21 protein-coding genes are annotated in these 25913 nt (G+C 73.0%); 16 read left to right on the forward strand and 5 right to left on the reverse strand.

The features are described from left to right. Positions 1-13: 13 nt before the first annotated feature. Positions 14-898: a succinate--CoA ligase subunit alpha gene (gene sucD, locus AMK26_RS08235; RefSeq protein ID WP_073753666.1), complete on the forward strand. Its 885-nt coding sequence runs from the start codon at positions 14-16 to the stop codon at positions 896-898. A gap of 190 nt (positions 899-1088) precedes the next feature. On the opposite strand, the gene AMK26_RS08240 is transcribed toward sucD, so the two are convergent. Then, positions 1089-2237, reverse strand: a complete 1149-nt coding sequence (locus tag AMK26_RS08240; protein WP_073754717.1) for a helix-turn-helix domain-containing protein — start codon at positions 2235-2237, stop codon at positions 1089-1091. A gap of 116 nt (positions 2238-2353) precedes the next feature. On the opposite strand from AMK26_RS08240, the gene AMK26_RS08245 reads away from it, so the two are divergent. Next, positions 2354-4003, forward strand: a complete 1650-nt coding sequence (locus tag AMK26_RS08245; RefSeq protein ID WP_073753668.1) for a cell division protein PerM — start codon at positions 2354-2356, stop codon at positions 4001-4003. Positions 4004-4013: 10 nt separating this feature from the next. Here the strand turns inward: AMK26_RS08245 and AMK26_RS08250 are convergent, their stop codons facing one another. Next, the gene (locus AMK26_RS08250) at positions 4014-4796 is read right to left on the reverse strand and encodes a hypothetical protein (RefSeq protein WP_073753670.1); all 783 of its coding nucleotides are present in this window, start codon (positions 4794-4796) and stop codon (positions 4014-4016) included. 228 nt (positions 4797-5024) lie between these two features. Here AMK26_RS08250 and purN point away from each other — a divergent pair, with 228 nt between their 5' ends. Together purN and purH are read left to right on the forward strand one after the other, a co-directional pair. Continuing rightward, positions 5025-5642: a phosphoribosylglycinamide formyltransferase gene (gene purN / locus AMK26_RS08255; protein WP_073753672.1), complete on the forward strand. Its 618-nt coding sequence runs from the start codon at positions 5025-5027 to the stop codon at positions 5640-5642. Then, complete coding sequence (gene purH, locus AMK26_RS08260; protein WP_073753674.1) at positions 5629-7182, forward strand: bifunctional phosphoribosylaminoimidazolecarboxamide formyltransferase/IMP cyclohydrolase; 1554 nt, start codon at positions 5629-5631, stop codon at positions 7180-7182. The genes purN and purH overlap by 14 nt, the downstream gene beginning before the upstream one ends. A gap of 152 nt (positions 7183-7334) precedes the next feature. On the opposite strand, the gene AMK26_RS08265 is transcribed toward purH, so the two are convergent. Further along, positions 7335-7910: a hypothetical protein gene (locus AMK26_RS08265; RefSeq protein WP_073753676.1), complete on the reverse strand. Its 576-nt coding sequence runs from the start codon at positions 7908-7910 to the stop codon at positions 7335-7337. A 224-nt stretch (positions 7911-8134) separates the two neighbouring features. Between AMK26_RS08265 and AMK26_RS08270 the strand changes: the two genes are divergently transcribed. From AMK26_RS08270 to AMK26_RS08290, 5 genes are all read left to right on the forward strand, one after another. Beyond that, positions 8135-9001 (forward strand): bifunctional methylenetetrahydrofolate dehydrogenase/methenyltetrahydrofolate cyclohydrolase, encoded by an 867-nt coding sequence (locus AMK26_RS08270; RefSeq protein WP_073753678.1) that lies wholly within the window; start codon positions 8135-8137, stop codon positions 8999-9001. A 23-nt stretch (positions 9002-9024) separates the two neighbouring features. Continuing rightward, complete coding sequence (locus AMK26_RS08275) at positions 9025-9963, forward strand: DUF3017 domain-containing protein (RefSeq protein ID WP_079277498.1); 939 nt, start codon at positions 9025-9027, stop codon at positions 9961-9963. Between the two features lie 166 nt (positions 9964-10129). Further along, complete coding sequence (locus AMK26_RS08280) at positions 10130-11350, forward strand: NADP-dependent isocitrate dehydrogenase (RefSeq protein ID WP_073753680.1); 1221 nt, start codon at positions 10130-10132, stop codon at positions 11348-11350. Positions 11351-11730: 380 nt separating this feature from the next. Beyond that, positions 11731-12891 carry an XRE family transcriptional regulator gene (locus AMK26_RS08285; RefSeq protein WP_073753682.1) on the forward strand — a complete coding sequence of 387 codons (1161 nt, stop codon included), beginning with the start codon at positions 11731-11733 and terminating at the stop codon, positions 12889-12891. 160 nt (positions 12892-13051) lie between these two features. Continuing rightward, positions 13052-14041 (forward strand): malate dehydrogenase, encoded by a 990-nt coding sequence (locus AMK26_RS08290; RefSeq protein ID WP_073753684.1) that lies wholly within the window; start codon positions 13052-13054, stop codon positions 14039-14041. A 12-nt stretch (positions 14042-14053) separates the two neighbouring features. Here the strand turns inward: AMK26_RS08290 and AMK26_RS08295 are convergent, their stop codons facing one another. Next, positions 14054-15205 (reverse strand): acyltransferase family protein, encoded by a 1152-nt coding sequence (locus AMK26_RS08295; RefSeq protein WP_073753686.1) that lies wholly within the window; start codon positions 15203-15205, stop codon positions 14054-14056. A 106-nt stretch (positions 15206-15311) separates the two neighbouring features. On the opposite strand from AMK26_RS08295, the gene AMK26_RS08300 reads away from it, so the two are divergent. The 7 genes from AMK26_RS08300 (at position 15312) to AMK26_RS08330 (ending at position 23315) form a co-directional block, all read left to right on the forward strand. After that, positions 15312-15566, forward strand: coding sequence for a helix-turn-helix transcriptional regulator (locus AMK26_RS08300; protein WP_073753688.1), 255 nt, complete (start codon positions 15312-15314; stop codon positions 15564-15566). Continuing rightward, positions 15563-16108, forward strand: coding sequence for a hypothetical protein (locus AMK26_RS08305; protein ID WP_073753690.1), 546 nt, complete (start codon positions 15563-15565; stop codon positions 16106-16108). The genes AMK26_RS08300 and AMK26_RS08305 overlap by 4 nt, the downstream gene beginning before the upstream one ends. A 134-nt stretch (positions 16109-16242) precedes the next feature. Beyond that, the gene (locus tag AMK26_RS08310) at positions 16243-17739 is read left to right on the forward strand and encodes an aldehyde dehydrogenase family protein (protein ID WP_073753692.1); all 1497 of its coding nucleotides are present in this window, start codon (positions 16243-16245) and stop codon (positions 17737-17739) included. A 15-nt stretch (positions 17740-17754) separates the two neighbouring features. Further along, a complete protein-coding gene (locus AMK26_RS08315) occupies positions 17755-19293 on the forward strand; it encodes a GMC family oxidoreductase (protein ID WP_073753694.1) in 1539 nt (512 codons plus the stop codon). Continuing rightward, the gene (locus tag AMK26_RS08320) at positions 19290-20462 is read left to right on the forward strand and encodes a quaternary amine ABC transporter ATP-binding protein (RefSeq protein WP_073753696.1); all 1173 of its coding nucleotides are present in this window, start codon (positions 19290-19292) and stop codon (positions 20460-20462) included. The genes AMK26_RS08315 and AMK26_RS08320 overlap by 4 nt, the downstream gene beginning before the upstream one ends. Then, positions 20459-22363, forward strand: a complete 1905-nt coding sequence (locus AMK26_RS08325) for an ABC transporter permease subunit (protein WP_073753698.1) — start codon at positions 20459-20461, stop codon at positions 22361-22363. The genes AMK26_RS08320 and AMK26_RS08325 overlap by 4 nt, the downstream gene beginning before the upstream one ends. After that, entirely contained in the window at positions 22356-23315 is a 960-nt protein-coding gene (locus tag AMK26_RS08330) for an ABC transporter substrate-binding protein (RefSeq protein WP_073753700.1), read from the forward strand. The genes AMK26_RS08325 and AMK26_RS08330 overlap by 8 nt, the downstream gene beginning before the upstream one ends. A gap of 2072 nt (positions 23316-25387) precedes the next feature. Here the strand turns inward: AMK26_RS08330 and AMK26_RS08340 are convergent. Continuing rightward, positions 25388-25870: a cupin domain-containing protein gene (locus AMK26_RS08340; RefSeq protein ID WP_241837828.1), complete on the reverse strand. Its 483-nt coding sequence runs from the start codon at positions 25868-25870 to the stop codon at positions 25388-25390. Positions 25871-25913 lie beyond the last annotated feature (43 nt).

Consider the following 25913-nt stretch of genomic DNA (forward strand, 5'->3'; position numbering starts at 1 on the left):
GGTCAGAAACACCATGGCTATCTTCCTGACCAAGGAAAGCAAGGTCATCGTCCAGGGCATGACCGGTGCCACGGGCATGAAGCACACCAAGCTCATGCTGGGTGACGGCACCAACATCGTCGGTGGCGTGAACCCGCGCAAGGCGGGCACCACCGTCGACTTCGACGGCACCGAGGTCCCGGTCTTCGGCTCCGTCAAGGAAGCGATGGAGAAGACCGGCGCCGACGTCTCGGTCCTCTTCGTGCCGCCGGCCTTCGCCAAGGCCGCCGTCGTCGAGGCCATCGACGCCGAGATCCCGCTGGCCGTCGTCATCACCGAGGGCATCGCCGTCCACGACTCCGCCGCGTTCTACGCGTACGCCGTGGAGAAGGGCGGCAAGACCCGGATCATCGGCCCGAACTGCCCCGGCCTGATCACCCCCGGCCAGTCCAACGCCGGCATCATCCCGGGCGACATCACCAAGCCGGGCCGCATCGGTCTCGTGTCGAAGTCGGGCACGCTGACCTACCAGATGATGTACGAGCTGCGCGACATCGGCTTCTCGTCGGCCGTCGGCATCGGTGGCGACCCGGTCATCGGTACGACGCACATCGACGCGCTCGCGGCCTTCGAGGCCGACCCCGAGACCGAGCTGATCGTGATGATCGGTGAGATCGGTGGCGACGCGGAGGAGCGGGCCGCCGACTTCATCGCCAAGAACGTCACCAAGCCGGTCGTCGGCTACGTCGCGGGCTTCACGGCCCCCGAGGGCAAGACGATGGGCCACGCCGGTGCGATCGTGTCCGGTTCGTCCGGCACCGCGCAGGCGAAGAAGGAGGCCCTGGAGGCCGCGGGCGTCAAGGTCGGCAAGACCCCGACCGAGACGGCCAAGCTGGCGCGCGCCATCCTTGGCAACTAGCACAGCCGCCGGCTGAGCCACGGCTGCCTGATCACTGCCGCACAGGCGATGGGCCCGCCCCCGGACATACATCCGGGGGCGGGCCCATCGCCATTCTCCGCCGTGGTGGACGGCGCACACCGCTTCGGCCCCGAGGAGCGTCGCCGGCGTGAACGCGGCCGCCGCGGGGGGCGCCTCGCGTCCGGCGACGTCAGTGCGTGTCCGGTACCAGACGGGGCGGCCCGGTGACCGGCTCCGCGCGCAGTCGGTCGCGCAGCGCCTCGTCCTGGGGGGTCAGCCGCTGTGGGCCGCTGAGGACCGGGACCCCGCCGACCGCCTCGCCCGGCGCCAGCGGCGGCCGGTAGCCGGTCGGCGCGGTGGCCAGGGTGAACGCGGTCGCGCCGACGATGAGCGTCGTCAGCCCGATGGCCGCCCTGGTCCAGAACCTGGCCCGGCGCTCGCTGCCGGTGCGTACGGTCCGGGGCGTGGCCAGCACCATGGTGGGGCCCTTGGCGAGCAGCGAGGCCAGCCGTTTGTGCAGGACCGCCGGGTCGGCGAGTTCCGGGATGCGCTCGGCGAGCAACTCGCGGGCGTGCAGGACCCGGTTCCCGGCGGCCGGGGTGCTCGCCTCCGTCTCGGCGGCCGTCTCCGGCAGGTCCAGGCCCAGCCCGTCGTACAGCAGCAGCGTGCGGCGGTACGCGGGCGGCAGCTCCAGCAGCGCGCCGCGCAGTGCGCGGGCGGCCCGGTCGGTGGTGGGGGCGTCGGGGTGCCGGTGCGAGGGGCGCAGCCGGTGCCAGGGCGACAGGGCGTACTCGTGCATGGCCGCCCTCACCCACCCGGCCGGGTCCCGGTCCACCGCGACCTCCGGCCAGCGCTCCCAGGCCAGGTGGAAGGCGTACTCGACGGCCTCCCGGGACAGCCGGCGCCGCCCGGTGAGCAGGTAGGCCTGCTGTACGAGGCCGGGGGCGGCGTACGCGTACAACGCGTCGAACGCGTCGGCGGGGCCAAGGGGGGCGGCCCCCGCCTCGGTGCCGGTCGCGGCGGGCCCGGGGACGGGCGGTCGAGACGGGTCCTGCCCCCGCTCGGGTTGTGACCGGCGCTTCGGCCTCGGCGACGGGTTGCGGGCGGACCCGCCCTCCTGGGCGGCGCCCAGGAGCTTCGCGTACGCCTCCCGTTTGCGCCCACGCGGGTTTGTGCGCCCCGTCTCCCAGGAACGGACCGTCGCGCGCGTGACCCCGACCAGCTGGGCGAGCTGCTCCTCCGTCATGGACATCGCCTCGCGCAGCCTGCGCCGTTCCTTGGGGGACGGCAGCGGGGGCGCGGAAGGGATGGGGGTGGTCGTGGTCGTGGTCTGGGTCATGGCCGGCCCCATGCAGGACTGCACTCAGCGGAAAAGTACATAACCGTATATTGCGCGCCACACCGGCTATTCGCCCGTTACGTGGATCAAGCGCGTGTCGTTGGCAGCATGGCGCCGTGACCGAAGCGACCGACCACCCGCCGGCCCTCGTCCAGGGCGGCCGCACCGCCGCGCTGGCCGGGGCTTGTGTGCGCGGCGCGCTCGCCGCCGGGCTCGGGCTCGGCTCCGTCACCGTCCTGGTGATGGTGATGTGGATCAGCTCCCCGTACCCCGACAGCGGCCCCGGCGGCGCCCTGCACGTCGCCGCGGGCGTCTGGCTCCTCGCCCACGGTGTGGAACTGGTGCGCCCCGCCACGCTCGAAGGGCCGCCCGCCCCCGTCGGAGTCGTCCCGCTGCTGCTCGTGGCGCTGCCGGTGTGGCTGGTGTACCGGACCGCGCGGGACGCCGCAGAGCCCGGCGAGGCGCGGCCGGGACCCTCGGCGAGCGGAGCGGTCGGTGCCGTGACGATCGGTTACCTGCTGGTGGCGGCCGGGGCCGTGGGGTACGCGGCGGGCGGGCCGCTGCCCGCCGAGCCCCTCGGCGCGGCGCTCCACCTCCCGCCGCTCGTCGCGCTCGCCGCGGCCGCCGGGGTGTGGACGGCGCACGGGCGCCCGTCGGGGCCCCTCCCGGCATGGGTGCCGGAGCGGATCCGCGTCGAACTCGCCCGCTCCCGCACGGCCGTCGCCGTACGCGCCGCGGGCGTCGGGCTGGGCGCGCTGGCCGGCGGGGGAGCGGTGCTGGTCGCGGTGTCGCTGGTGTGGCACGCGGGCGCGGCGCGCGAGTCGCTGCTGGGCCTGTCCGGCGTCTGGTCGGGGCGGATGGCGCTGCTGCTGCTGGCGCTCGCGCTCGTCCCGAACGCGGCGGTGTGGGGCGCGGCGTACGGGCTCGGTCCGGGATTCCTGCTCGGTACGGGGGCGACGGCCACCCCCCTCGTGGTGACCGGGGCCGCCGGGCTGCCCCCCTTCCCGCTGCTGGCCGCCCTGCCGGCGGACGGGCGCGGGACCTGGGTGAACTGGACGGCCGCGGTGGTGCCGGTGGCGGCGGGCGCGGCGGTCGGCCGGTACTGCGGGCGGCGGGCGAGGGACGCGGGCGTACGGGAGGCCGGCGTACGGGAGGTCGGCGTACGGGACACGGCGGTGGCCGCCCTGCTGGCGGCCGTGCTGGTTGGGGCGGGAGCGGCGGTACTGGCGGCGGCCTCGGGCGGGCCGTTGGGGACGGGCCGCCTGGGGGCGTTCGGCCCCGTGTGGTGGCGCGTGGGCGGGGCGGCGGTGGCGTGGACGGCGGCCATTGGCGTGCCGGTGGCGCTGGCGGTGCGGGCGTGGCGGCGACGGGGCGAGGGCGGAACGGCGGACGGGGCGGGAGGCGGTGCGGGAGGCGAGAGCAGGGCAGTGCCGGTACCGGTGCCGTCACCGGATGCGGCTGCCCCCGCGTCGGTCGCGCCCGCTCCCGGCCGGGCTCCCGAGGACGACCCCGGCGACCCGGCCTTCGAGCCGTACGACTTCCTCCCGGCCGCCTGGGAGGAGCCGTCGGCCCGCGAAGCCCGCTGGACGGCCCTCAAGGAAGCCTCGGGCGGCCTCATGGCCGCGTTCCCCCCGCCCCCGCACGCCGCGGACGCCCCGTCGGCGGGCCCGGCCGTGCCGGACGGCACCCCCACCGGCGACGACACCCCCGCCACACCGGACGAAGGTGCCGACGACAAGGCAGCCGGGCCCGCTCAGGAGCCCTGACTGCTCCTGATCACTCCGGTACGCCGAAGACGTCACGCAGCGGCTCGGGGAGCAGCTCGTTGCAGGACAGCTGGCCCGTCTTCGTCAGGGCGTCGTCCACGCACGCGTAGTAGTCGCGGTAGACGAGCTGGATCGTGAACGTCGCCGCCACGATCATCAGCGCCAGCGCCGCCGTGACCAGACCGCTCACCGCTGCCGTCGTCTGCGGGCGGCCGGAGCCGGGCGGCGGGCCGGCCGGGGCGGGGGAACCGGTGGTGGCGACCTGGCCGGCGGCGGCGGGGCGGGGCGCGCCGCGCAGCGAGCTGATGCCCCAGTACAGGGCCAGGGCGCCCAGCAGCAGCGCGATCTCCGGGAAGTCGAAGATCGCGAAGAAGAACGCCCACATGCCCGACAGCAGTGCGTAGCGGGCGCGGCGCTGCGCCGGGTCGGTCGGGTCCCAGCGCGGAGCGGGCGCCTCGGGGCCGCCCGGACCCTGCCCGCCGCCCTGCTGGTCCCCGCTCGGTCGGCTACCGAAGCCGCCGGAGGAGCGCCCCGGCTGCCGCGGGCTCCACTGGCTGCCCCAGGCCGGACGCTCCGGGCGCTCGTCGGAGCCCGAACCGGAGCCCGAACCGGAGTCGGACCCGGTCCCGGAGCCGGAGTCGGACCCGGAGTCGGCCCCGGAGTCGCCGCCGTTCTCGGGGTGGCGCGGCTGCCACGGCTGGTCCGGCCTGCCCTCGGGCGGCGGCGCGAACGGATTGTTCTCGTCCGTGGACGTGGACGGGGACTCCGTGGACTGGCGTCGGCGGTCCGGCATGTGGTGAACGTCTTCCCCTCAGACCCGGTGCGTACGAGGTCTTGTGTCGTCGTGTCCGTCCGTTCGGGGACGGCTCTGTACCCAGACGCTACCCCCCGGCTCCGCCCCCGTCCCGTGGGGGCGGCTCGGTGTGCCGGTATCGTTGCTGACGGTCGGCTCCTTCGTAGAGTTCCCCGTATCGAGGGGCGCGATTCGTTCGTAGGACCACACAAGCAAGGAGTGCTCCCCGTGGCTGCCGCCCGCCTCGTCGTCCTGGTCTCCGGATCGGGGACGAATCTGCAAGCTCTGCTCGACGCCATCGCCGAGGACCCGCAGGGCTTCGGGGCCGAGATCGTCGCCGTGGGCGCCGACCGCGACGACATCGCCGGGCTGGAGCGCGCCGAGCGCGCCGGGTTGCCCACCTTCGTCTGCCGGGTCAAGGACCACGCCACCCGCGACGCGTGGGACCACGCGCTGACCGAGGCGACCGCCGCGTACGAGCCCGACCTCGTCGTCTCGGCCGGGTTCATGAAGATCCTCGGCAAGGAGTTCCTGGCCCGGTTCGGCGGCCGGATCGTCAATACGCACCCGGCCCTGCTGCCCAGTTTTCCCGGTGCCCACGGAGTGCGCGACGCGCTCGCGCACGGCGTGAAGGTCACCGGATGCACTGTCCACTTCGTCGACGACGGCGTCGACACCGGCCCGATCATCGCCCAGGGCGTGGTCGAGGTCCGGGACGAGGACGACGAAGCCGCTCTCCATGAGCGCATCAAGGAAGTCGAGCGTTCGCTGCTCGTCGAGGTCGTGGGGCGTCTGGCCCGGCACGGCTACCGCATTGAGGGACGAAAGGTTCATGTCGGTGAATAAGCCCATCCGTCGCGCGTTGATCAGTGTCTACGACAAGACGGGGCTGGAGGAGCTCGCCCGCGGGCTGCACGAGGGCGGCGTCGAGCTGGTCTCCACCGGCTCCACCGCCGCGAAGATCGCCGCGGCCGGCGTCCCGGTCACCAAGGTGGAGGAGCTCACCGGCTTCCCCGAGTGCCTGGACGGCCGCGTCAAGACCCTCCACCCGCGCGTGCACGCCGGAATCCTCGCCGACCTGCGCCTGGACACGCACCGCGAGCAGCTCGCCGAGCTGGGCGTGGAGCCGTTCGAGCTGGTCGTCGTGAACCTGTACCCGTTCCGCGAGACCGTCGCCTCCGGCGCGACGCCCGACGAGTGCGTCGAGCAGATCGACATCGGCGGCCCCTCCATGGTGCGCGCCGCCGCCAAGAACCACCCCTCCGTCGCGGTCGTCACCTCCCCGGCCCGGTACGGCGACGTCCTCGACGCCGTCAAGGCGGGCGGCTTCGACCTGACCGCCCGCAAGCGCCTGGCCGCCGAGGCGTTCCAGCACACCGCCGCGTACGACGTCGCCGTGGCGTCCTGGTTCGCCGACGAGTACGCCGCCGCCGACGACAGCGGCTTCCCGGACTTCCTGGGGACGACGTACGCCCGCGGCAACGTCCTGCGCTACGGCGAGAACCCGCACCAGGGCGCCGCGCTGTACGTCGACGGGACGGGCGGCCTCGCCGAGGCCGAGCAGCTGCACGGCAAGGAGATGTCGTACAACAACTACACGGACACCGACGCCGCGCGCCGGGCCGCGTACGACCACTCCGAGCCGTGCGTGGCGATCATCAAGCACGCGAACCCGTGCGGCATCGCGATCGGCGCCGACGTCGGGGAGGCGCACCGCAAGGCCCACGCCTGCGACCCGCTGTCCGCCTTCGGCGGCGTCATCGCCGTCAACCGGCCGGTGACCGTGGAGATGGCCGAGCAGGTCGCCGAGATCTTCACTGAGGTGATCGTGGCGCCGTACTACGAGGCCGGTGCGGTCGAGGTGCTCTCCCGCAAGAAGAACATCCGCGTGCTGCGCTGCCCGGACGCCCCGTCCGCCCCCGTCGAGGTCAAGCCGATCGACGGCGGCGCGCTCCTCCAGGTCACCGACCGCCTCCAGGCCGAGGGCGACGACCCGGCCAACTGGACCCTCGCCGCGGGCGAGGCCCTGCCCGCCGACGAGCTGGCCGAGCTGGCCTTCGCCTGGAAGGCGTGCCGCGCGGTCAAGTCCAACGCCATCCTGCTCGCCAAGGACGGCGCCAGCGTCGGCGTCGGCATGGGCCAGGTCAACCGCGTCGACTCGGCCAAGCTCGCCGTCGAGCGGGCCGGCGAGGAGCGCGCCCGTGGCTCGTACGCCGCGTCCGACGCGTTCTTCCCGTTCCCCGACGCCTTCGAGGTCCTCGCCGAGGCCGGCGTGAAGGCCGTCGCCCAGCCGGGCGGTTCGGTCCGCGACGAGCTGGTCGTCGAGGCGGCGAAGAAGGCGGGCGTGACGATGTACTTCACGGGCACGCGCCACTTCTTCCACTGACCCGACGACTGACACGACGCGACACCGGGCCGCATCCTCCAGAAGGACGCGGCCCGGCAGCTCGGCGGCGATGTCCTCCGGACGGCGACGACGAAGGGCCGTGTGCCACCGCCGGAGAGCGGTGGCACACGGCCCTTCTCCGGGCAGCCGGTTCAGTGACGCGGCCGCTTGAACCAGGCGGCGGTGTCACCCTTCGCCGCGAAGACGATGAGGATGATGGCGACGACCAGGGTCGCGATGCCGATCGGCAGCTGGAACAGACCGCCGACGATGGCGAACGATGCCCAGACGATGGTGCAGACGCGGACGCCGTTGGCGCCGTTCTTGAACATGAGTGCCAGCACGAGGCCGAGGACGGCGAAGAGGAGCGCTATGCCGGCGAAGACGGCGATGGCGCCCTTGGCGAAGTCGGACACGACCTCCGCGTCTTCGCCGCTGAGGCCGCTGCCGCTCTGGCCGACGGCCTCATCGACCGTGCCCATCTGGGAGAACGCGTAGACCGCGTAGACGACCTGAAGCGCAATGATCACCCACAGCAGGACGCGCGCGGTCTTGGCGCTGCCCGGCATCTGGGGGGCCGCAGCCGGGTAACCGCCGACACCGGCCTGCTGCTGGGGGTAGCCGTAGCCGGGCTGCTGCGGCTGGCCCTGCTGGGGGTAGCCGTAACCGGGCTGCTGCGGCTGGCCTTGTGGCTGGCCGTAAGGATTGTTCGGGTCGCCGAAGCTCATGGCGGGTTTCCTCCGTTGATGTGCGGGGACGGCGCGGCCCGCGCGGAGGAACTTCACATACTTTTGAGCGGTTTTGCCCCCCGGCACTGCCCGCGGCACTGCGCCGATCATCGTTGTCCTATCGTCGACTTTTTGTCCAGTCGGAATAACGAGGTGTTGTGCAAGTGCAACCTCGCGCACAGGCGAATTGGAACCGGGGCGGGGTCATCCGCGAGGATGGGCACATGACCGCCCAGATTCTCGATGGCAAGGCCACCGCCGCCGCGATCAAGTCCGAACTGACCGCCCGCGTGGCGGACCTCAAGGCCAAGGGCATCACCCCGGGCCTCGGCACCATCCTGGTCGGCGACGACCCGGGCAGCCAGAAGTACGTCGCGGGCAAGCACCGCGACTGCGCGGAGGTCGGTATCGCCTCCATCCAGCGGAAACTGCCCGCCACCGCCACGCAGGACGAGATCGAGGCGGTCGTACGCGAGCTGAACGAGGACCCCGCCTGCACCGGCTACATCGTGCAGCTGCCGCTCCCCAAGGGCATCGACGAGAACCGCATCCTGGAGCTCATGGACCCGGCCAAGGACGCGGACGGGCTCCACCCGATGAACCTGGGCCGCCTCGTACTCAACGAGCCCGCCCCGCTGCCCTGCACCCCGAACGGCATCATCACGCTGCTGCGCGCGCACGGCGTCGAGATCAACGGCGCGGAGGTCGTCGTGGTCGGCCGCGGCACGACCATCGGGCGCCCGATGCCGCTGCTGCTCACCCGTAAGTCCGAGAACGCGACGGTCACGCAGTGCCACACCGGTACGCGGGACCTCGCCGCGCACCTGCGGCGGGCCGACATCATCGTGGCCGCGGCGGGCGTACCGCACCTGATCAAGCCCGAGGACGTCAAGCCGGGCGCGGCGGTGCTGGACGTGGGCGTCAGCCGCGACGAGAGCGGCAAGATCGTCGGCGATGTGCACCCGGGCGTCAACGAGGTCGCCGGGTGGCGCGCCCCGAACCCGGGCGGTGTCGGCCCGATGACGCGTGCCCAGCTGCTGGTCAACGTCGTCGAGGCGGCCGAGCGCGCCGCCGCCGCGACCGCGAGCTGAGCCGGACGGGAGAGGGCGACCCCATGGGCGTACGGGCGAACGACGACTCCGCCACCCCACGCGTGAGCGGTGGCGGTCCTCCGGCTGCGGAGAGCTCCGGCGGCCACCGCTCGGCCGGCAGCCCGGGCCCGGATGCGGACCCCGCCCGCAAGCCCGCCGCCGCCCCCGCCACCGGCCTGGTCGGCGACCGCCCGCTCGCGGCCGAGCCCGCCCGGGCCGCCGGTCGCGACGCCACCGGCGACCCGGCCACCGGCGACCCGGCCACCGGCCCGGTCGGGCCCGTCGCCACCGCCGCCGCCCGCCCGGCTGCCGAACCCGCCGACGCCCGCGCCGCCGCCCGCCCGGCCAAGGGCTCAGCCGCTCACTCGGCCGACGGCCCGGCTGCCGAATCTGCCGATCCTGCCGCGCCCGCCGGTGCCGACGAGCCTCGCGCCGCCGCCCGCCCGGCCGAGGGCTCGGCCGCCCGCCCGGCCGAGGGCCACGCCGCCGGACCCGCCGCCGACCGTTCGGCCGGGCGCGCCGTCGCCGGACCCGCCGACGCCGGCGAGGCGGTGCGTCCGGTGCGGGCGTCACGGAGGCCGCCCACCGTCACGCGGGACACCGCGCGGCCGGAGGGGGGCGGCCGGGCGGCGCCGGGGGACGCGCCGGCGCCCGCGCGGCAGTGGCCGTTGCTCACCGTGCTGGGGCTGACCGCGCTCGGACTGCTGGTCGTCGGGTTCGACCCGTTCCCGCAGGCGCCGCGGATCGGGGCCATGCTCATCGGTGTCGCCCTGCTGACCGGTGCCGCCATGCGGCGCGTCCTGCCCTCCGTCGGGATGCTGGCCGTCCGGTCCCGCTTCACCGACATGGCCGCGTACGGCGTGCTCGGGGCCAGCATCGTGCTGCTGTCGCTGATGACCCAGCCGGATCCCTGGCTGGAGATCCCGTTCCTGGAGGACGCCGTCCGGTTCGCGGTGCGCTAGACGGCCGCCCCGCACCACCGGCCCCGCACGGTCGCCGCCCCGCGCGGCCGCCGCCCCGCGCGGCCGCCGCCCCGGACGGCCGCGCCGGACAGGGGGCGCGTACGTCCTCGCGAGTACCTTGACGAACGAGACATGTCGTCGCCGCGCGAGAGGGACGTACCGCCTCATGTCCAAGATCAAGGCAGCCAATCCCGTCGTCGAGCTCGACGGCGACGAGATGGCCCGCATCATCTGGCAGTTCATCAGGGACCGGCTGATCCTGCCGTACCTCGACGTCGAGCTGAAGTACTTCGACCTGGGCATCCAGAACCGTGACGCCACCCGCGACCGGGTGACCGTCGACGCCGCCGACGCCATCAAGCGGTACGGCGTCGGCGTCAAGTGCGCCACGATCACGCCGGACGAGGCGCGCGTCGAGGAGTTCAAGCTCAAGGCGATGTACCGCTCGCCCAACGGCACCGTCCGCGACATCCTCAGCGGCGTGATCTTCCGTGAGCCGATCATCATGAGCAACGTGCCCCGGCTCGTCCCGGGCTGGACCAAGCCGATCGTCGTCGGCCGCCACGCCTTCGGCGACCAGTACCGCGCCACCGACCTCAGGGTCCCCGGCCCCGGCACGCTCACCCTCACCTTCACGCCGGGGGACGGGTCCGATCCGGTCGAGCTGGAGGTCCACGACTTCCCGGGCTCCGGAGTCGCACTCGCCACGTACAACCACGACGACTCGATCCGCGACTTCGCGCGCGCCTCGTTCCGCTACGGCCTGGCCCGCGGCTACCCCGTCTACCTGTCCACGAAGAACACGGTCCTGAAGAAGTACGACGGGCGCTTCAAGGACATCTTCCAGGAGGTCTTCGACGCCGAGTTCAAGGCGGACTTCGACAGCGCGGGCCTGACCTACGAGCACCGCCTGATCGACGACATGGTCGCCTCGGCCCTGAAGTGGGAGGGCGGATACGTCTGGGCGTGCAAGAACTACGACGGCGACGTCCAGTCCGACTTCGTCGCCCAGGGCTTCGGCTCGCCCGGCCTGATGACCTCCGTCCTGATGTCCCCCGACGGACGGACCGTCGTGGCGGAGGCCGCGCACGGCACGGTCACCCGCCACTACCGCCGCCACCAGCAGTCCAGGCCGACCTCGACGAACCCGATCGCCTCGGTCTTCGCCTGGACCCGGGGCCTGGCCCACCGCGGCAGACTGGACGGTACGCCGGAGGTGACCCGGTTCACGCAGACCCTGGAGCAGGTCTGCGTCGAGACGGTCGAAGGCGGCCAGATGACCAAGGACCTGGCCCTGCTGATCTCCCCCGAGCACCCGTGGCTGACCACGGAACAGTTCCTGGACGTCCTCGACACCGGCCTGCAGAAGCGGATGCTGTCGATGTGAGCCCGGGCACGGCGGGTCGCGGCGCCCGTCCTCTCCCCCGAGCAGGACGGGCGCCGTGACCTGCGTATGAGCGTCATGCACTCGCCAAGCGCGTTCAAGACATGTCCGGGGCCTGTGGCACGGAGGTGACCATTCCGGCATGGTGTGATCGACCCGCAACGGATGCGAAACTGGGGCGGCACTCAGGACAGGGGCGCGTAAGGGGGCACGCCCATGTTCCGGATGCGCCCGTGCGCCCCCGCTCCAGGAACTGTCATCCTGGCTCCGCGCATCCCTCTCGGTGACACCTCGGTGGAGACCTCGGTGAGCACCGTGAGGCGTCAGGGGGCACGCAGCGCGGGGAGCACATCAGGCACGTACGGGGGGACAAGGGGGAGGCAATGCCTCGTTGGAAGGCGCTACCGGAGGAACTCGACCCGCAGGTCAAGGAGTTCGCGAGTCAGCTGCGCCGGCTGGTGGACCGCAGCGGTCTGAGCATCGCCGCGGTTTCGGACCGCACCGGGTACAGCAAGACGTCGTGGGAGCGCTATCTCAACGGGCGGCTCCTCGCGCCCAGGGGGGCGATCGTCGCGCTGGCCGAGGTGACCGGGACGAACCCGGTGCACCTCACCACCATGTGGGAGCTCGCGGAGCGCGCCTGGAGCCGCGCCGAGATGCGCCACGACATGACGATGGAGGCCATACGGATCTCCCAGGCGCGCGCCGCGCTGGGCGAGTTCGGCGGCACCGCCGGGCCGGGCGCCGACGGCTCGTCGCGGGTGAAGGCGACACCGGGGGCGGACCGCGCCCCGGACCGGGGTGCCGACCGCCCCGCCGAGCGGGGCCCCGGCCGCGCCCCGGACCGAGGTGCCGGGCGGGCCGCCGAGCGGCCGTCCGTCATACCGCCCGACGGCGGCCCCAACGGGCCCGCCCGCCGTGGCCCGGCGGCCTCCGCGACACCGTCCCCGTCCGCGCCCCCGTCCGCGCCCCTGTCCGGGCGCCCGTCCGGGCCCCCGTCCTCGTCCCCCTCCCGGCGGCGCCCGTCCCGGTCCGCGCCGCAGGGCAAGCGCAAGGTGGCCGTGTTCGTGGCCGGCGTCGTGGGTGCCCTGCTGGTGATAGCCGCGGCCGTCCTGCTGACCGACCTCGGCGGCGACGACGGCCCCGCCGGGAACGTCGCGCAGTCGCCGACGGCCACCCCCAGCACCAGCGCCTCCAAGTCGCTGCCCGCCGGGGTGAAGTGCGCCGGCGACGACTGCACGGGCCAGGACCCCGAGGCCATGGGCTGCGGCGGCCAGTACGCCACGACGACCCAGTCCGCGACGGTCGGCACGGCCAAGGTCGAGGTCCGCTACAGCGAGACGTGCGGGGCGGCATGGGCCCGTATCACCCAGGCGGTGGCCGGCGACAAGGTCACGATCTCCGCGGGCGGCGAGACGCAGAACGGCTCGGTGAAGATCGACAAGGACGCGTACACGCCGATGGTGGCGGTGGCCGACGGCGCCGAGCCGAAGGCCTGCGCCACGCTGGCGAACGACACGAAGGGCTGTACGGACGAGCAGTGAGCCGAGACACAAGGGGGCGGCGGTGCGCGGGGGCGCGGGTCCGATAGCCTGACCGCTGGATATCTCTTCACGTCGAGACATCGATCGATCAGAAGATCGGAAGGGGTGTCCAGCACCAGGGGCAGGGACCCCCACCGCCAGCTGTCTTACGGAGATCGCCATGACCCGCACTCCCGTGAATGTCACCGTCACCGGCGCGGCCGGCCAGATCGGTTACGCGCTCCTCTTCCGCATCGCCTCCGGCCACCTGCTCGGCGCGGACGTGCCGGTCAAGCTGCGCCTCCTGGAGATCCCGCAGGGCCTCAAGGCCGCCGAGGGCACCGCGATGGAGCTCGACGACTGCGCCTTCCCGCTGCTGCGCGGCATCGAGATCACCGACGACCCCAACGTCGCCTTCGACGGCGCCAACGTCGCCCTCCTCGTCGGCGCCCGCCCCCGTACGAAGGGCATGGAGCGCGGCGACCTGCTGGAGGCCAACGGCGGCATCTTCAAGCCGCAGGGCAAGGCCATCAACGACCACGCCGCGGACGACATCAAGGTCCTCGTCGTCGGCAACCCGGCCAACACCAACGCGCTCATCGCGCAGGCCGCCGCCCCGGACGTACCGGCCGAGCGCTTCACCGCGATGACCCGCCTGGACCACAACCGCGCGATCTCGCAGCTGGCGAAGAAGACCGGCGCCCCGGTCACCGACATCAAGAAGCTGACGATCTGGGGCAACCACTCCGCCACCCAGTACCCCGACATCTTCCACGCGGAGATCGCCGGCAAGAGCGCCGCCGAGGTCGTGGGCGACCAGCAGTGGCTGGCCGACACCTTCATCCCGACCGTCGCCAAGCGCGGCGCCGCGATCATCGAGGCCCGTGGCGCGTCCTCGGCCGCCTCCGCCGCGAACGCCGCGATCGACCACGTCCACACCTGGGTGAACGGCACCGCCGAGGGCGACTGGACCTCCATGGGCATCCCGTCGGACGGCTCCTACGGCGTCCCGGAGGGCCTGATCTCCTCCTTCCCGGTCACCTGCAAGGACGGCAGGTACGAGATCGTCCAGGGCCTGGACATCAACGACTTCTCGCGCGCCCGCATCGACGCGTCGGTGCAGGAGCTCGCCGAGGAGCGCGACGCGGTTCGTGGGCTCGGCCTGCTCTGACGCCCCGCCACTTCACCGCCCCCGGTAGCTCTCCCGCTGCCGGGGGCGCGGTGTTTCCACCGGGGCGGTGGCGCCGACGTACGGGCGCCGCAGCCGGAGGAAGGGCAGTTCGATGGCGTGGTACGTCACGAACGACACCGCGACCGTCAGCGGCAGGGCCACCAGCAGCGTGACCAGGAACGCGGCCCACACCGGCGGCAGGCCGCCCGGGAACCGGCCCCACTCGCCGATCACCGTCAGCACCATGAAGTGCGTCAGGTACACGGAGAAGCTGACCTCCCCCAGCCGGGCGAGGGCCCGCGACAGCCACCCACCGGCCCCGTCCCGGCACTTCGCGACGTACGCCGCCACCACCAGCGCCCACACCGCGCCCTCCGCCCCGCTCCAGGCGAGCTTCAGCGGGCTGTCGGAGACGAACCCGTGGACCTGGTTGAACGACCAGAGCAGCCCCAGCGCCAGGGCCAGCGCCACCGGCGGCAGCCACGCGGCCCGCAGCCGGTCCCGGTGGTGCACGTACACCCAGGCGGCCAGCATCCCCAGCAGGAACTGGTCGATGCGCCCGGCCAGGCCCAGGTAGAGCGACGCGGTGTGGGGTTCGGGCACCGGGCTGCTCAGCCACACCAGCGCCCGCAGCAGCGACACCGCCGCCAGCAGCCGCAGCAGGGCGCCCGGCCCGCGCTCGCCGAGGAGCCGGTTGAGCAGCGGGAAGACCAGGTAGAACTGCATCTCCACGCAGAGCGTCCAGAAGACGCCGCCGTACGGCTGTGTCGGCGTCGCGAACGTCAGGATCCGCAGCAGGTCCTGGAACGTGGGCATGGCGACCTGGGTGGCGAGGCCCAGGACGGCGACGACCAGGTAGAGCGGGTAGACGCGCAGCAGCCGGTTGGTGAGGAAGCGGCCGTAGCGGACCGGCTTGCCGTACGCGCCGACGGTGAAGATGAAGCCGGACAGGACCATGAACAGGGCGACGCCCGTGTGGCCCTCGAAGACGAGCGTGGCGGCCGGGTTGTCCGAGTACAACCAGTCCGTCGCAGGGACGAAGCGGCGGCCCTCGATGCGCGCGCTCAGCAGCTGGCAGCCGTGGTACAGGACGACGAGCACGGCGGCGACGGCCCGCAGATGGTCGACGGGGGCGAGGTAGACGCGGTCGTCGCTGCTGCGCATGGACGCACCCTAGGTCGGCCGGGACCCCCTGGCCGGGAGCGACGCCCGAACCGGTCATCCATTCGGATCATTGCGAAAGTGCTATGAGATGTAGTACTTCTTATACATGAGCGAGCAGGTACACAACAGGCTGGCCGTGGTCAGGGCGGAGCGGAAGGTGTCGCGCCAGGCACTCGCCGACGCCCTGGGCGTCCACTACCAGACCATCGGCTACATCGAGCGGGGGCAGTACAACCCGAGCCTTGACCTGGCGTTGAAGGCGGCCCGCTACTTCGGGCTGCCGGTGGAGGCGCTGTTCTCCCTGGAGCCGTTCCAGCCGCTCACCACGGAGCTTTACGGGGACAACGGGAGGAAGCAGTGACCATCACCGCGACGCGCCACGACCGGCGGATGTACGCGATCATGAACAGGCGCGACATGCAGGCCCTGGGCCGCACGGCCGCACGCCGCCGCGCCTGGGTCGCGGCGCACATCGCGCTCACCGCCGCCTCGGTGGCGCTCTGGCTCGGCAGCGTCCACCTCGGCCCGCTGTGGATGCCGTTCGCCCTGCTGGCGCTGGTCCTGCCCTGGTGCGTCGCCATGGGTGCCATCAACGGCGCCACGCGCGGGCTGCTGGAGCTGCGCGGCCGCATGCTGGACGAGCGCCAGCTCGTCGAGCGGGACCGGGTCCGGGCCATCGCCCACCGGATCACCCTCGGGCTGCTGTTCGCCGGGGCGGCCGGGACGGGGCTCGCCGCCTGGCTCGGCGGGGTCCGCTACGACGGTGGCGTGCTGTTCCCGGCGCTCTTCGCCCTGCTGGTCACGCACTGGATGCTGCCCGCCTGGGTGGCCTGCCTGCGAGTCCAGGACGACCTTCCGGACGAGGTCGCCGACGAGGCCCTCGAAACCGCCGCCCGCGACTGAGCGCGACCGCCCCGCTACCCCGGCGGGGAGTGAGCAAACCCACTTTCGCGCATGCTTTCCGTTCCCGAGGGCAGGGACCCCGGTCGCCGACCACCGTCGGTGACGAATGAACGGGAACGGAAGGCAAACGCGACGTGTCGGACCAACAGACCATCCACGTGGGCGGAGAGTGGCGAGCAGCCGCCACCGGCGCCACGCGCGAGATCCTCGACCCCGCCGACGCCACGACCCTCGCGGTCGTCGCCGAAGGCGGGACCGAGGACACCGACGCCGCGATCGCCGCCGCACGCACCGCGTTCGACCAGGGCGCCTGGCCCCGCACCCCCGTCGCCGAACGGGCCGCGCTGCTGCGCCGCGTCGCCGACCTGCTCCAGCGCGACCGCGAGACGATCGGCCTGCTGGAGAGCCGCGACGCCGGAAAGACCCTGGAAGAGGGCCGCGTCGACGTCGACTGCGTCACCGACGCCTTCCGCTACTTCGCCGACCTCGTCATGAACGAGAGCGGCGGCCGGGTCGTCGACGCGGGATCCCCCGACATCCACAGCGTCGTCGTCCACGAGCCCGTCGGCGTCTGCGCGCTGATCACACCGTGGAACTACCCCGTCCTCCAGGCCAGTTGGAAGATCGCCCCGGCGCTGGCGGCGGGCAACACGTTCGTGATCAAGCCGAGCGAGATCACCCCGCTCACCACCGTCGCCCTCATCCGGCTCCTCACCGAGGCCGGACTGCCCGCAGGCGTCGCCAACCTCGTCACCGGCCCCGGCGACCCCGTCGGTGCCCGCATGTCCGAACACCCCGACGTCGACCTGGTGTCCTTCACCGGCGGCCTCGTCAGCGGTACGAAGGTGATGCGCGCCGCCGCCGACACCGTCAAGAAGGTCGCCCTCGAACTCGGCGGCAAGAACCCCAACGTCGTCTTCGCCGACGCCTGCGCCACCGACGAGGGCTTCGACACCGCCGTCGACCAGGCCCTCAACGCCGCCTTCATCCACAGCGGCCAGGTCTGCTCGGCCGGCTCCCGCCTCATCGTCGAGGAGTCGCTGCGCGAGCGGTTCGTCGCCGAACTCGCCCGCCGCGCCGAGAGGATCCGCATCGGGCGCGGCACCGACAAGGGCGTCGAGTGCGGCCCCCTCGTCTCCGCGCAGCAGCTCGCCCGCACCGAGGAGTACGTCGCCTCCGCCCTCGCCGAAGGGGCCGTCCTCCGCGCTGGCGGCGAACGCCCCACCGGCCCCGCGTACGGCGACGGCTACTTCTACCGCCCCACCGTCCTCGACCGCTGCCACCGCGAGATGCGCGTCGTCCGCGAAGAGGTCTTCGGACCAGTCCTCACCGTCGAGACCTTCCGCACCGAGGACGAGGCCGTCGCCCTCGCCAACGACACCGAGTACGGCCTGGCCGGCGGCGTCTGGTCCGCCGACCCCGGCCGCGCCCGCCGCGTCGCCGGACGACTGCGCCACGGCACCGTCTGGATCAACGACTTCCACCCCTACCTGCCGCAAGCGGAGTGGGGCGGCTTCGGCAAGAGCGGCATCGGCCGCGAGCTGGGCCCGGCCGGGCTCGCCGAATACCGCGAGACCAAGCACGTCTACCAGAACCTCGCCCCGCGCCCCGTGCGCTGGTTCGCGGGCTGACGAGCGGGAGAACCTGTGAACAGCACAACGTACGACTACGACTACGACTACGTCATCGTCGGCGGCGGCACCGCCGGCTCCGTCCTCGCCCACCGCCTCACCGAGGACCCCGAGGTCACCGTCGCCGTCATCGAAGGCGGCCCGTCCGACGTCGACCGCCCCGACGTCCTCACCCTGCGCCGCTGGATGGGCCTGCTCGGCGGCGACCTCGACTACGACTACCCCACCACCGAGCAGCCGCGCGGCAACTCCCACATCCGGCACAGCCGCGCCCGCGTCCTCGGCGGCTGCTCCTCGCACAACACGCTGATCTCCTTCAAGCCGCTGCCGTCCGACTGGGACGAGTGGCAGGAGGCCGGGGCCGACGGCTGGAACGCCGCCGCCATGGACCCGTACTACGACAAGCTCCTCAACAACATCGTCCCGGTCGACGAGAACGACCGGAACGCCATCGCCCGCGACTTCGTCGACGCCGCCCAGGCCGCGCTCGGCGTCCCGCGCGTGGAGGGCTTCAACAAGAAACCGTTCCACGAGGGCGTCGGCTTCTTCGACCTCGCGTACCACCCGGAGGACAACAAGCGCTCCTCCGCCTCGGTCGCCTACCTCCACCCCATCATGGACACGCGCCCCAACCTCCACCTGATGCTGGAGACCTGGGCGTACAAGCTGGAGCTCGACGGTACGACGGCGACCGGCGTCCACGTCCGTACGAAGGACGGCACCGAGCAGCTCATCACCGCGCGGCGCGAAGTCCTCGTCTGCGCGGGCGCCGTCGACACGCCCCGGCTGCTGCTCCACTCCGGCATCGGCCCGCGCCAGGACCTCGAAAAGCTGGGCATCCCCGTCGTCCACGACCTGCCGGGCGTCGGCGAGAACCTGCTCGACCACCCCGAGTCGGTCATCGTCTGGGAGACGGACGGGCCGATCCCCGAGAACTCCGCCATGGACAGCGACGCGGGACTCTTCGTACGCCGCGACCCCGAGTCGCGCGGCCCCGACCTGATGTTCCACTTCTACCAGATCCCGTTCACCGACAATCCGGAGCGGCTGGGCTACGAACGCCCCGCGCACGGCGTGTCGATGACGCCCAACATCCCCAAGCCGCGCAGCCGTGGCCGCCTGTACCTGACCAGCGCCGACCCCGAGGTCAAGCCCGCTCTCGACTTCCGGTACTTCACCGACGAGGACGACTACGACGGCCGCACCCTCGTCGACGGCATCCGCATCGCCCGCGAGATCGCCAAGGCCGAACCGCTCGCCGGCTGGCTCAAGCGCGAGGTCTGCCCCGGCCCTGAGATCACCGGCGACGAGGAACTCAGCGAATACGCCCGCAAGGCCGCCCACACCGTCTACCACCCGGCCGGCACCTGCCGCATGGGTGCCGTCGACGACGAACAGGCCGTCGTCGGACCCGACCTGAGGATCCGTGGACTCCACGGCATCCGGATCGCCGACGCGTCCGTCTTCCCCACCATGCCCGCCGTCAACCCGATGATCGGCGTGCTGATGGTCGGGGAGAAGGCCGCCGACCTGCTGCGAGGTGACGCCCGATGAGTACGACCCCCGCCACGACCGCCCCGGCCACGACCGCCCCCGCCACGACCGCCCCCGTCTTCTCCGTCGAGAACCTGTGGAAGGTGTTCGGCCCCAAGGCCGACCGCGTACCCCACTCCGCCGAGCTCGCCGACCTCCCCGCCACCGAACTGCGCGAGCGCACCGGCTGCACCGCCGCCGTCCGCGACGTCTCCTTCGACGTCCGCAAGGGCGAGGTGTTCGTCGTCATGGGCCTGTCCGGCTCCGGCAAGTCCACCCTCGTACGCTGCCTGACCCGGCTCATCGAGCCGACCTCCGGCACCGTCGCCATCGACGGCGAGGACATCCTCTCCATGGACCGGTCCCGGCTGCGTGACCTGCGCCGCCACCGCGCCGCCATGGTCTTCCAGCACTTCGGCCTGCTGCCGCACCGCTCGGTCGTCGACAACGTGGCGTACGGGCTCGAAATCCAGGGCATGGGCCGCGCCGAACGGCGCGCCAAGGCCGCCGAGGTCGTCACCAAGGTCGGCCTGGAAGGCCTGGAGGACCGCAAGCCGGGCCAGCTCTCCGGCGGCCAGCAGCAGCGCGTGGGCCTCGCCCGCGCCCTCGCCGTCGACCCCGAAGTGCTCCTGTTCGACGAGCCGTTCAGCGCCCTCGACCCGCTGATCCGGCGCGACATGCAGGAGGAGGTCATCCGGCTCCACCGCGAGGAGGGCCGCACGATGATCTTCATCACCCATGACCTCAACGAGGCCCTGCGCCTCGGCGACCGCATCGCCCTCATGCGCGACGGCCGGATCGTGCAGCTCGGTACGCCCGAGGAGATCGTCGGCTCGCCCGCCGACGACTACGTACGCGACTTCGTGCGCGACGTGCCGCGCGAGCAGGTCATGACCGTACGCACCGCCATGCGCCCGCCCTGCGCCGACGACGCCGACTCCGGCCCGGCCGTCGCGCCCGGCGCCACCGTGTCCGAGGCCATCGAGGCGGTCGCCCGCACCGGCGGCCCCGTACGCGTCGTCGACGCCGGCCGCTGGGTGGGCGTCGTGGACCACGAGGGCCTGCTCTCGGTCGTCGCGGGCGTCCCCGCGCCCGGCACCGGGGCGGCTCCGGCTGCCCGGGACGCGCACCCCGCCGGGGAGGCGGCCGTCACGGGGGAGGCCGCCCCCGCGGGGAAGGCGGCGGCATGACCGCGACCTTCACCGCCCCCGTACGGCTACGACCGCCCGCCGCCCTCCGCCGCTACTGGCCGCTGGCCGCCGCCCTCGTCCTCCTGCCGCTCGGCCTCCTCCTCGCCGGCGGCGGCACCTGGCCCGCCTCCCTCATCGTCGACCTGTCCGGACCCCTCGGCACCGCCAGCGACTGGATCGTCGACAACCGCGACAGCCACCCGCTGTTCCTGTACTTCTTCGGGCACATCAGCAACGCCGTCGTCCTCGCCGTGCGCGGCGTCTACCTCGTGCTCCTCGCCGCCGGCTGGGCCGGCGTCACCGCCGTCGCCGGGATCGTCGCCTGGCGCGTCGCGGGCCTGCGCCTCGGGCTGACCACCGTCGCCGCGTTCGCCGTGTGCGGACTGCTCGGCATGTGGGTGCCCACCATGCAGACCCTCGCCCTCATGGTCGTCGCCGTCGCCGCGTCCGTCGCACTCGGCGCGCTGCTCGGCCTCGCCGCCGGGCTCTCCGACCGTACGTACCGGGCACTGCGGCCCGTCCTCGACACCATGCAGGTGCTGCCCGCGTTCGCATACCTGCTCCCCGTGGTGCTGGTCTTCGGCATCGGCGTCCCCGCCGCCGTCCTCGCCACCGTCGTCTACGCCGCCCCGCCCATGGCCCGCCTCACCGCCCTCGGCCTGCGCGGCGCCGACCCCGGCGTCCTCGAAGCCTCCGCCTCCCTCGGCGCGACCGGCAAGCAGCGGCTGCTCACCGCGCGGCTCCCGCTGGCGCGCAAGGAACTGCTCCTCGGCGTCAACCAGTCGATCATGATGGCCCTGTCCATGGCGGTCATCGCCTCCGTCATCGGCGCCGGCGGCCTCGGCGACCGCGTCTACCAGGCGCTGGCGTCCGTCGACGTGGGCGCCGCCCTCGCCGCCGGCATCCCCATCGTGCTCCTCGCGGTCGTGCTCGACCGCACGGCCACCGGCGCGCGGGCGGTACGCCGCCGCGACTGGGCCACCTGCGGCGTCGCCGTCCTGGCCGCCGCCGTCGTGGGCCGCCTGAGCGGCGGGCTCACCTGGCCCCAGGCGTGGCACGTCGACATCGCCGAGCCCGTCAACCGCGCCGTCGACTGGATGACCGCCCACCTCTACTCGGGCGTCCCCGTCATCGGCGGCACCGCCGACTGGGCCGCGCACTTCACCGGCTGGGTCCTCGACCCCGTACGCGACGGCCTCCAGGCACTGCCCTGGTGGGCGCTGCTGCTCCTCGTCGGTGCGCTGGCGCTGCTCGTCGGCACCTGGCGTACCGCGCTGACGGCCGTCGCCGCCATGGGCGCCATCGGCGTCCTGGGCGTGTGGGACGCCTCCCTCGACACCCTGTCGCAGGTGCTGGCCGCCGTCGCCGTCACGCTGGTGCTGGGCTTCGCGGTCGCCGTCGCGGCGGCGCGGAGTGGCCGGGTGGAGCGGGCGCTGCGCCCGGTCCTGGACGTCTTCCAGACCATGCCGCAGTTCGTCTACCTGATCCCGGTGGTCGCCCTCTTCGGCGTGGGCCGCGCCCCGGCGGTCGCCGCCGCCGTGGTGTACGCCCTGCCCGCCGTCGTACGCATCACCACCCAGGGCCTTCGCGGCGTCGACCCCGTCGCGCTCGAATCCGCCCGCTCGCTCGGCGCCACCGGCTGGCAGCAACTGCGCCAGGTGCAGCTGCCGCTGGCGCGACCGGCGCTGTTGCTGGCCGTGAACCAGGCGGTCGTCCTCGTCCTCGCCGTGGTCATCATCGGCGGCCTGGTCGGCGGTGGAGCGCTCGGTTACGACGTCGTCTTCGGCCTCGCGCAGGGCGACCTGGCGACCGGCCTGGTCGCGGGCGCCGCGATCGTCTGCCTGGGCCTGATGCTGGACCGGGTCACCCAGCCGACCGGAAAGGAGGCCCGACATGCGTAAGCGCATCACCGCACCCCTGGTCGCCGCAGTGACCCTGCTGCCCCTCACCGCCTGCGGCGCGGCCGACATGACCAAGCAGGCGTCCCCGTACGCCGCCGCCCAGGGCACCAAGACGGTCACCCTGTCCGTCCAGTCCTGGGTGGGCGCCCAGGCCAACGTCGCCGTGGCGAAGTACCTCCTCGAACACGAGCTGGGCTACCGCGTCGACACCGTCCAAATCGACGAGGTCCCCGCCTGGGACGCCCTCAGCCAGGGCCGGGTGGACGCCCTCCTGGAGGACTGGGGCCACCCGGAACAGGAACAGAGGTACGTCAACGACAAGAAGACCATCACGCCCGGCGGCGACCTGGGCGTGACGGGCCACATCGGCTGGTTCGTACCGACGTACTTCGCGGACGCCCACCCGGACGTCACCGACTGGAAGAACCTCAACAAGTACGCCGACCAGTTGCGGACGGCGGAAAGCGGCGGCAAGGGCCAGCTCCTGGACGGCTCCCCGTCGTACGTCACCAACGACAAGGCGCTGGTCAAGAACCTGGGCCTGGACTACAAGGTCGTCTTCGCGGGCTCGGAGGCGGCGCAGATCACCCAGATCAAGCAGTTCGCCAAGGAGAAGAAGCCCTTCCTGACGTACTGGTACAAGCCCCAGTGGCTGTTCGAGAAGGTGCCGATGACGGAGGTGAAGCTGCCCGCGTACAAGGAGGGCTGCGACGCCGACCCGGAGAAGGTCGCCTGCGCCTACCCGCACACCCCGCTGCAGAAGTTCCTCAACGCCGACTTCGCGAAGAAGGGCGGGAAGGCGGCCGCCTTCCTGAAGAACTTCCGCTGGACGACGGAGGCGCAGAACGACGTGGCGCTGATGATCGCCGAGCAGAAGCTCTCCCCCGAGGCGGCGGCGGAGAAGTGGGTCAAGCAGAACGAGCCGACGTGGCGGGCCTGGCTCCCCTCCTAGCCGAGAGCTCGCCCTGAACGCCCTGCTCATGGTGGCCGTGTGGACCCGCCGGTTCCTGGGGCGGACGCCCTGGTGATGCCGGCCGTGTGGGCCCTCCAGCGCCGGGGGTGGGCGGGCGGGTCGTGGTGGGCGTGTGGGCCGCCGCCCTCGGGGTGGGCGCCCTGCTCATGGTGGGCGTGTGGGCCGCCGCCCCGGGGGTGGGCGTGCTGGTCATGGTGGGCGTGTGGGCCGCCCTCTCTCCGAGTGTGGCGGGCTCCGGCGCCCCCTCAAGGGCGCTCCCTTCGGTCGCGTCGCTTCGCGATGGGCTTCGCCCACCCTTGACCGGCCGCCTCCGCCCGCCTTTTCCCACTCGGAGGGCGGCCCGGGGGAACGGGCCCGGGAGGGGCGCCCCTTTGCCGGTGCCGTTCGTGGCCGGGAGGCGGGTGCTGGAGGGGCGCGGCAGTGGAATGGGGCGGCGCGGCTTGGCTAAGCGGCTGCGGCCCGTCTCCCGGCTGAGGTGCAGGACCTCGCTCCTGCCGGTGGTGGGTGCGCCCCAGCGGCATGGGGCTTCCGGGCTGGGTTCGGCGGCTGCGGGTGGGTGAGGGGTTGGGGTTCAGGCAGGTGGCTGAGGTGGGTGCGGGGCTGGGCCGGGGTGTTGCCCCGCCCGGCGGCCGGGGTGGAGGCGTGGGTGTGGGTGGGTGGCTGGCTGCCCGGCCGGTCGGCCTGTCGGCTCGCGGGCCCGGTCGGGCCCTGCCGCCCGTGGCTGCTCCGGGGCACCTCACCGGCCCCGCCTGCCCCACAGGGAGGCCCCATCCGTCCCCTTGGTCACACCAGCACCGGGATCGGGGAGTTGTGGGCGGTGTGGGACACCTTCCCGCCGTGGTGTCGGGGGCTGTGGGTGTCCCATCCCGCCCACAACTTCGGTGCGGCGGTACGGGTGTGGCTGGAGGGGGCGAAGAGGCGGGCCGGTGGGGCGTGTGGCGCAGCGGGGCGGGGAAGGCCGGGCGTCGTGCTGGCGGCTGCGGGCGGGGGCTGACTGTGGCCCCCGGGGCCGCGCACTGATCCGGGCCGGGGCCGGGGCTTGGCCGGGCATGCGGTCGGGCGTCGCGCCGGTCCGGAGAGCTGCGCCGCCGCCCCCCTGCTGCCCCGCCTGTCCTTACCCGCACCGCCCGCCTCACGGGAACGCCCCACCTGCCTCCTGCGCCACACCGGCACCTGGGCAGGCGAGTTGTGGGCGGTACGGGACACCCAGGGGCCCGGTGACAACGGCAGGGAGGTGTCCCATCCCGCCCACAACTCCGGTGAGCCGATACGGGTGTGACTGGAGGGGCGATCCCCCCGGCTCCCGGCCGGACAGGGCAACACCCGGGCCCAGCCCCGCACCCAGCCCAGCCACCTGCCTGCACCCCGACCCCTCACCCGCCCGCAGTCGCCGAACCCAGCCCAGAAGCCCCATCGCACTGCCGCGCACCCACCACCCACCGGAGCGAGGTCTTGTGCCGCAACCCGAAGACGGCCGCCCGCCGCTTAGCCAAGCGCCGCCGCCCCATTCCTCTGCCGCGCCTGCCCCGGCCGGGCCGCCTCGGCAACGAACCCCGGCGCAGCGGCTGGCCCCCCGGGATGCCTGCTCCCGGGGCCGCCCTCCGAGAGAAAACGCGCGGGCGGAGGCGGCCTGTCAAGGGTGGCCGTAGGCCATCGGCGAAGCCGACGCGAAGCGCCCTTGACAGGGCGCCGGAGCCCGCGACTCTCGGGAGGGAGGGCGGCCCGGAACGGTGCCCGATACCGGACCGTCAACTGCTGTTGCCGGGAGACGGGCGCGTGCGGCGAGCGTGGTGTGGAGCGGCCGGGTGACCGCCCACCTTTCGAGAGTGGATCAGGTACCGGACGACGCCGTGGACTTCCGCTGCCTCGTCGCTCTCGTGGAGGCGACCGGCGAGCGCGTGACCCTCGCCGAGGACGGCCGGCGCCGGGGAGCCTGCTGTTCCCGATGGCCGAGCCGTCCGAGTCGAAGCACTGGACGCAGCGGACGGACGGCGGCCGCTGGTTCCCGGCCGTGGCGGGTGCTGCCGTTCCTGAACTCGCCGGTCCGAGGCCTAGAACACCAGGCCGTGCTTCGCGATGAGTGCCATGGTCGCGTCCATGTCCGTCGAGCAGCCGTACGGGCCCGCCTTCTGCTGCAGTCCCTCCGGGCTCAGCTCCTCGCCCAGTTGGTCGAGCCACCGGAACAACTCCTCCAGGCCTCCCGGGGAGATGATCTCCAGTAGCCGGGCGGGGGTCTCGCCCGCGTTCCAGAAGGTGTGCCACTCGTCGCGCGGCTTGAACACGAGATCACCGGGCCGGGCCACGACCTCCTCGTCCCCGAACCTCGCACCCACCGTTCCTTCGAGGATGAAGCTGAACTCGTCCTCGTGGGTGTGCCGGTGGACGGGCGCCGCCAGCACCTTCGGTGGCAGGCGGTGCTCGACCAGCGAAAAGTGGCCGCCCCACTCACGGCCGTTGACCAGGAATCGGTCCCCGCACGCCTGCTGCGGCTGGTACAGCTCGCCGTCCTCCGGACCCAGTATCCGGTGCTCCACCACTGCGTACACCGCCCTTCGCGGTCGGTTGGTCGGTCGGTCC

It is taken from the genome of Streptomyces sp. CB03234, from assembly GCF_001905885.1.
In the GTDB taxonomy this organism is placed as follows: domain Bacteria; phylum Actinomycetota; class Actinomycetes; order Streptomycetales; family Streptomycetaceae; genus Streptomyces.

Excerpts from the sequence above, each read along its gene's own strand:
- AMK26_RS08285 (WP_073753682.1), top strand. The coding sequence starts at position 11,731 with ATGCCTCGTTGGAAGGCGCTACCGGAGGAACTCGACCCGCAGGTCAAG.
- sucD (WP_073753666.1), top strand. The coding sequence starts at position 14 with ATGGCTATCTTCCTGACCAAGGAAAGCAAGGTCATCGTCCAGGGCATG.
- AMK26_RS08275 (WP_079277498.1), top strand. The coding sequence starts at position 9,025 with ATGGGCGTACGGGCGAACGACGACTCCGCCACCCCACGCGTGAGCGGT.
- AMK26_RS08250 (WP_073753670.1), bottom strand. The coding sequence starts at position 4,796 with ATGCCGGACCGCCGACGCCAGTCCACGGAGTCCCCGTCCACGTCCACG.
- AMK26_RS08295 (WP_073753686.1), bottom strand. The coding sequence starts at position 15,205 with ATGCGCAGCAGCGACGACCGCGTCTACCTCGCCCCCGTCGACCATCTG.
- AMK26_RS08270 (WP_073753678.1), top strand. The coding sequence starts at position 8,135 with ATGACCGCCCAGATTCTCGATGGCAAGGCCACCGCCGCCGCGATCAAG.
- AMK26_RS08290 (WP_073753684.1), top strand. The coding sequence starts at position 13,052 with ATGACCCGCACTCCCGTGAATGTCACCGTCACCGGCGCGGCCGGCCAG.
- AMK26_RS08280 (WP_073753680.1), top strand. The coding sequence starts at position 10,130 with ATGTCCAAGATCAAGGCAGCCAATCCCGTCGTCGAGCTCGACGGCGAC.
- AMK26_RS08265 (WP_073753676.1), bottom strand. The coding sequence starts at position 7,910 with ATGAGCTTCGGCGACCCGAACAATCCTTACGGCCAGCCACAAGGCCAG.
- AMK26_RS08325 (WP_073753698.1), top strand. The coding sequence starts at position 20,459 with ATGACCGCGACCTTCACCGCCCCCGTACGGCTACGACCGCCCGCCGCC.
- purH (WP_073753674.1), top strand. The coding sequence starts at position 5,629 with ATGTCGGTGAATAAGCCCATCCGTCGCGCGTTGATCAGTGTCTACGAC.
- AMK26_RS08320 (WP_073753696.1), top strand. The coding sequence starts at position 19,290 with ATGAGTACGACCCCCGCCACGACCGCCCCGGCCACGACCGCCCCCGCC.
- AMK26_RS08300 (WP_073753688.1), top strand. The coding sequence starts at position 15,312 with ATGAGCGAGCAGGTACACAACAGGCTGGCCGTGGTCAGGGCGGAGCGG.
- AMK26_RS08330 (WP_073753700.1), top strand. The coding sequence starts at position 22,356 with ATGCGTAAGCGCATCACCGCACCCCTGGTCGCCGCAGTGACCCTGCTG.
- AMK26_RS08240 (WP_073754717.1), bottom strand. The coding sequence starts at position 2,237 with ATGACCCAGACCACGACCACGACCACCCCCATCCCTTCCGCGCCCCCG.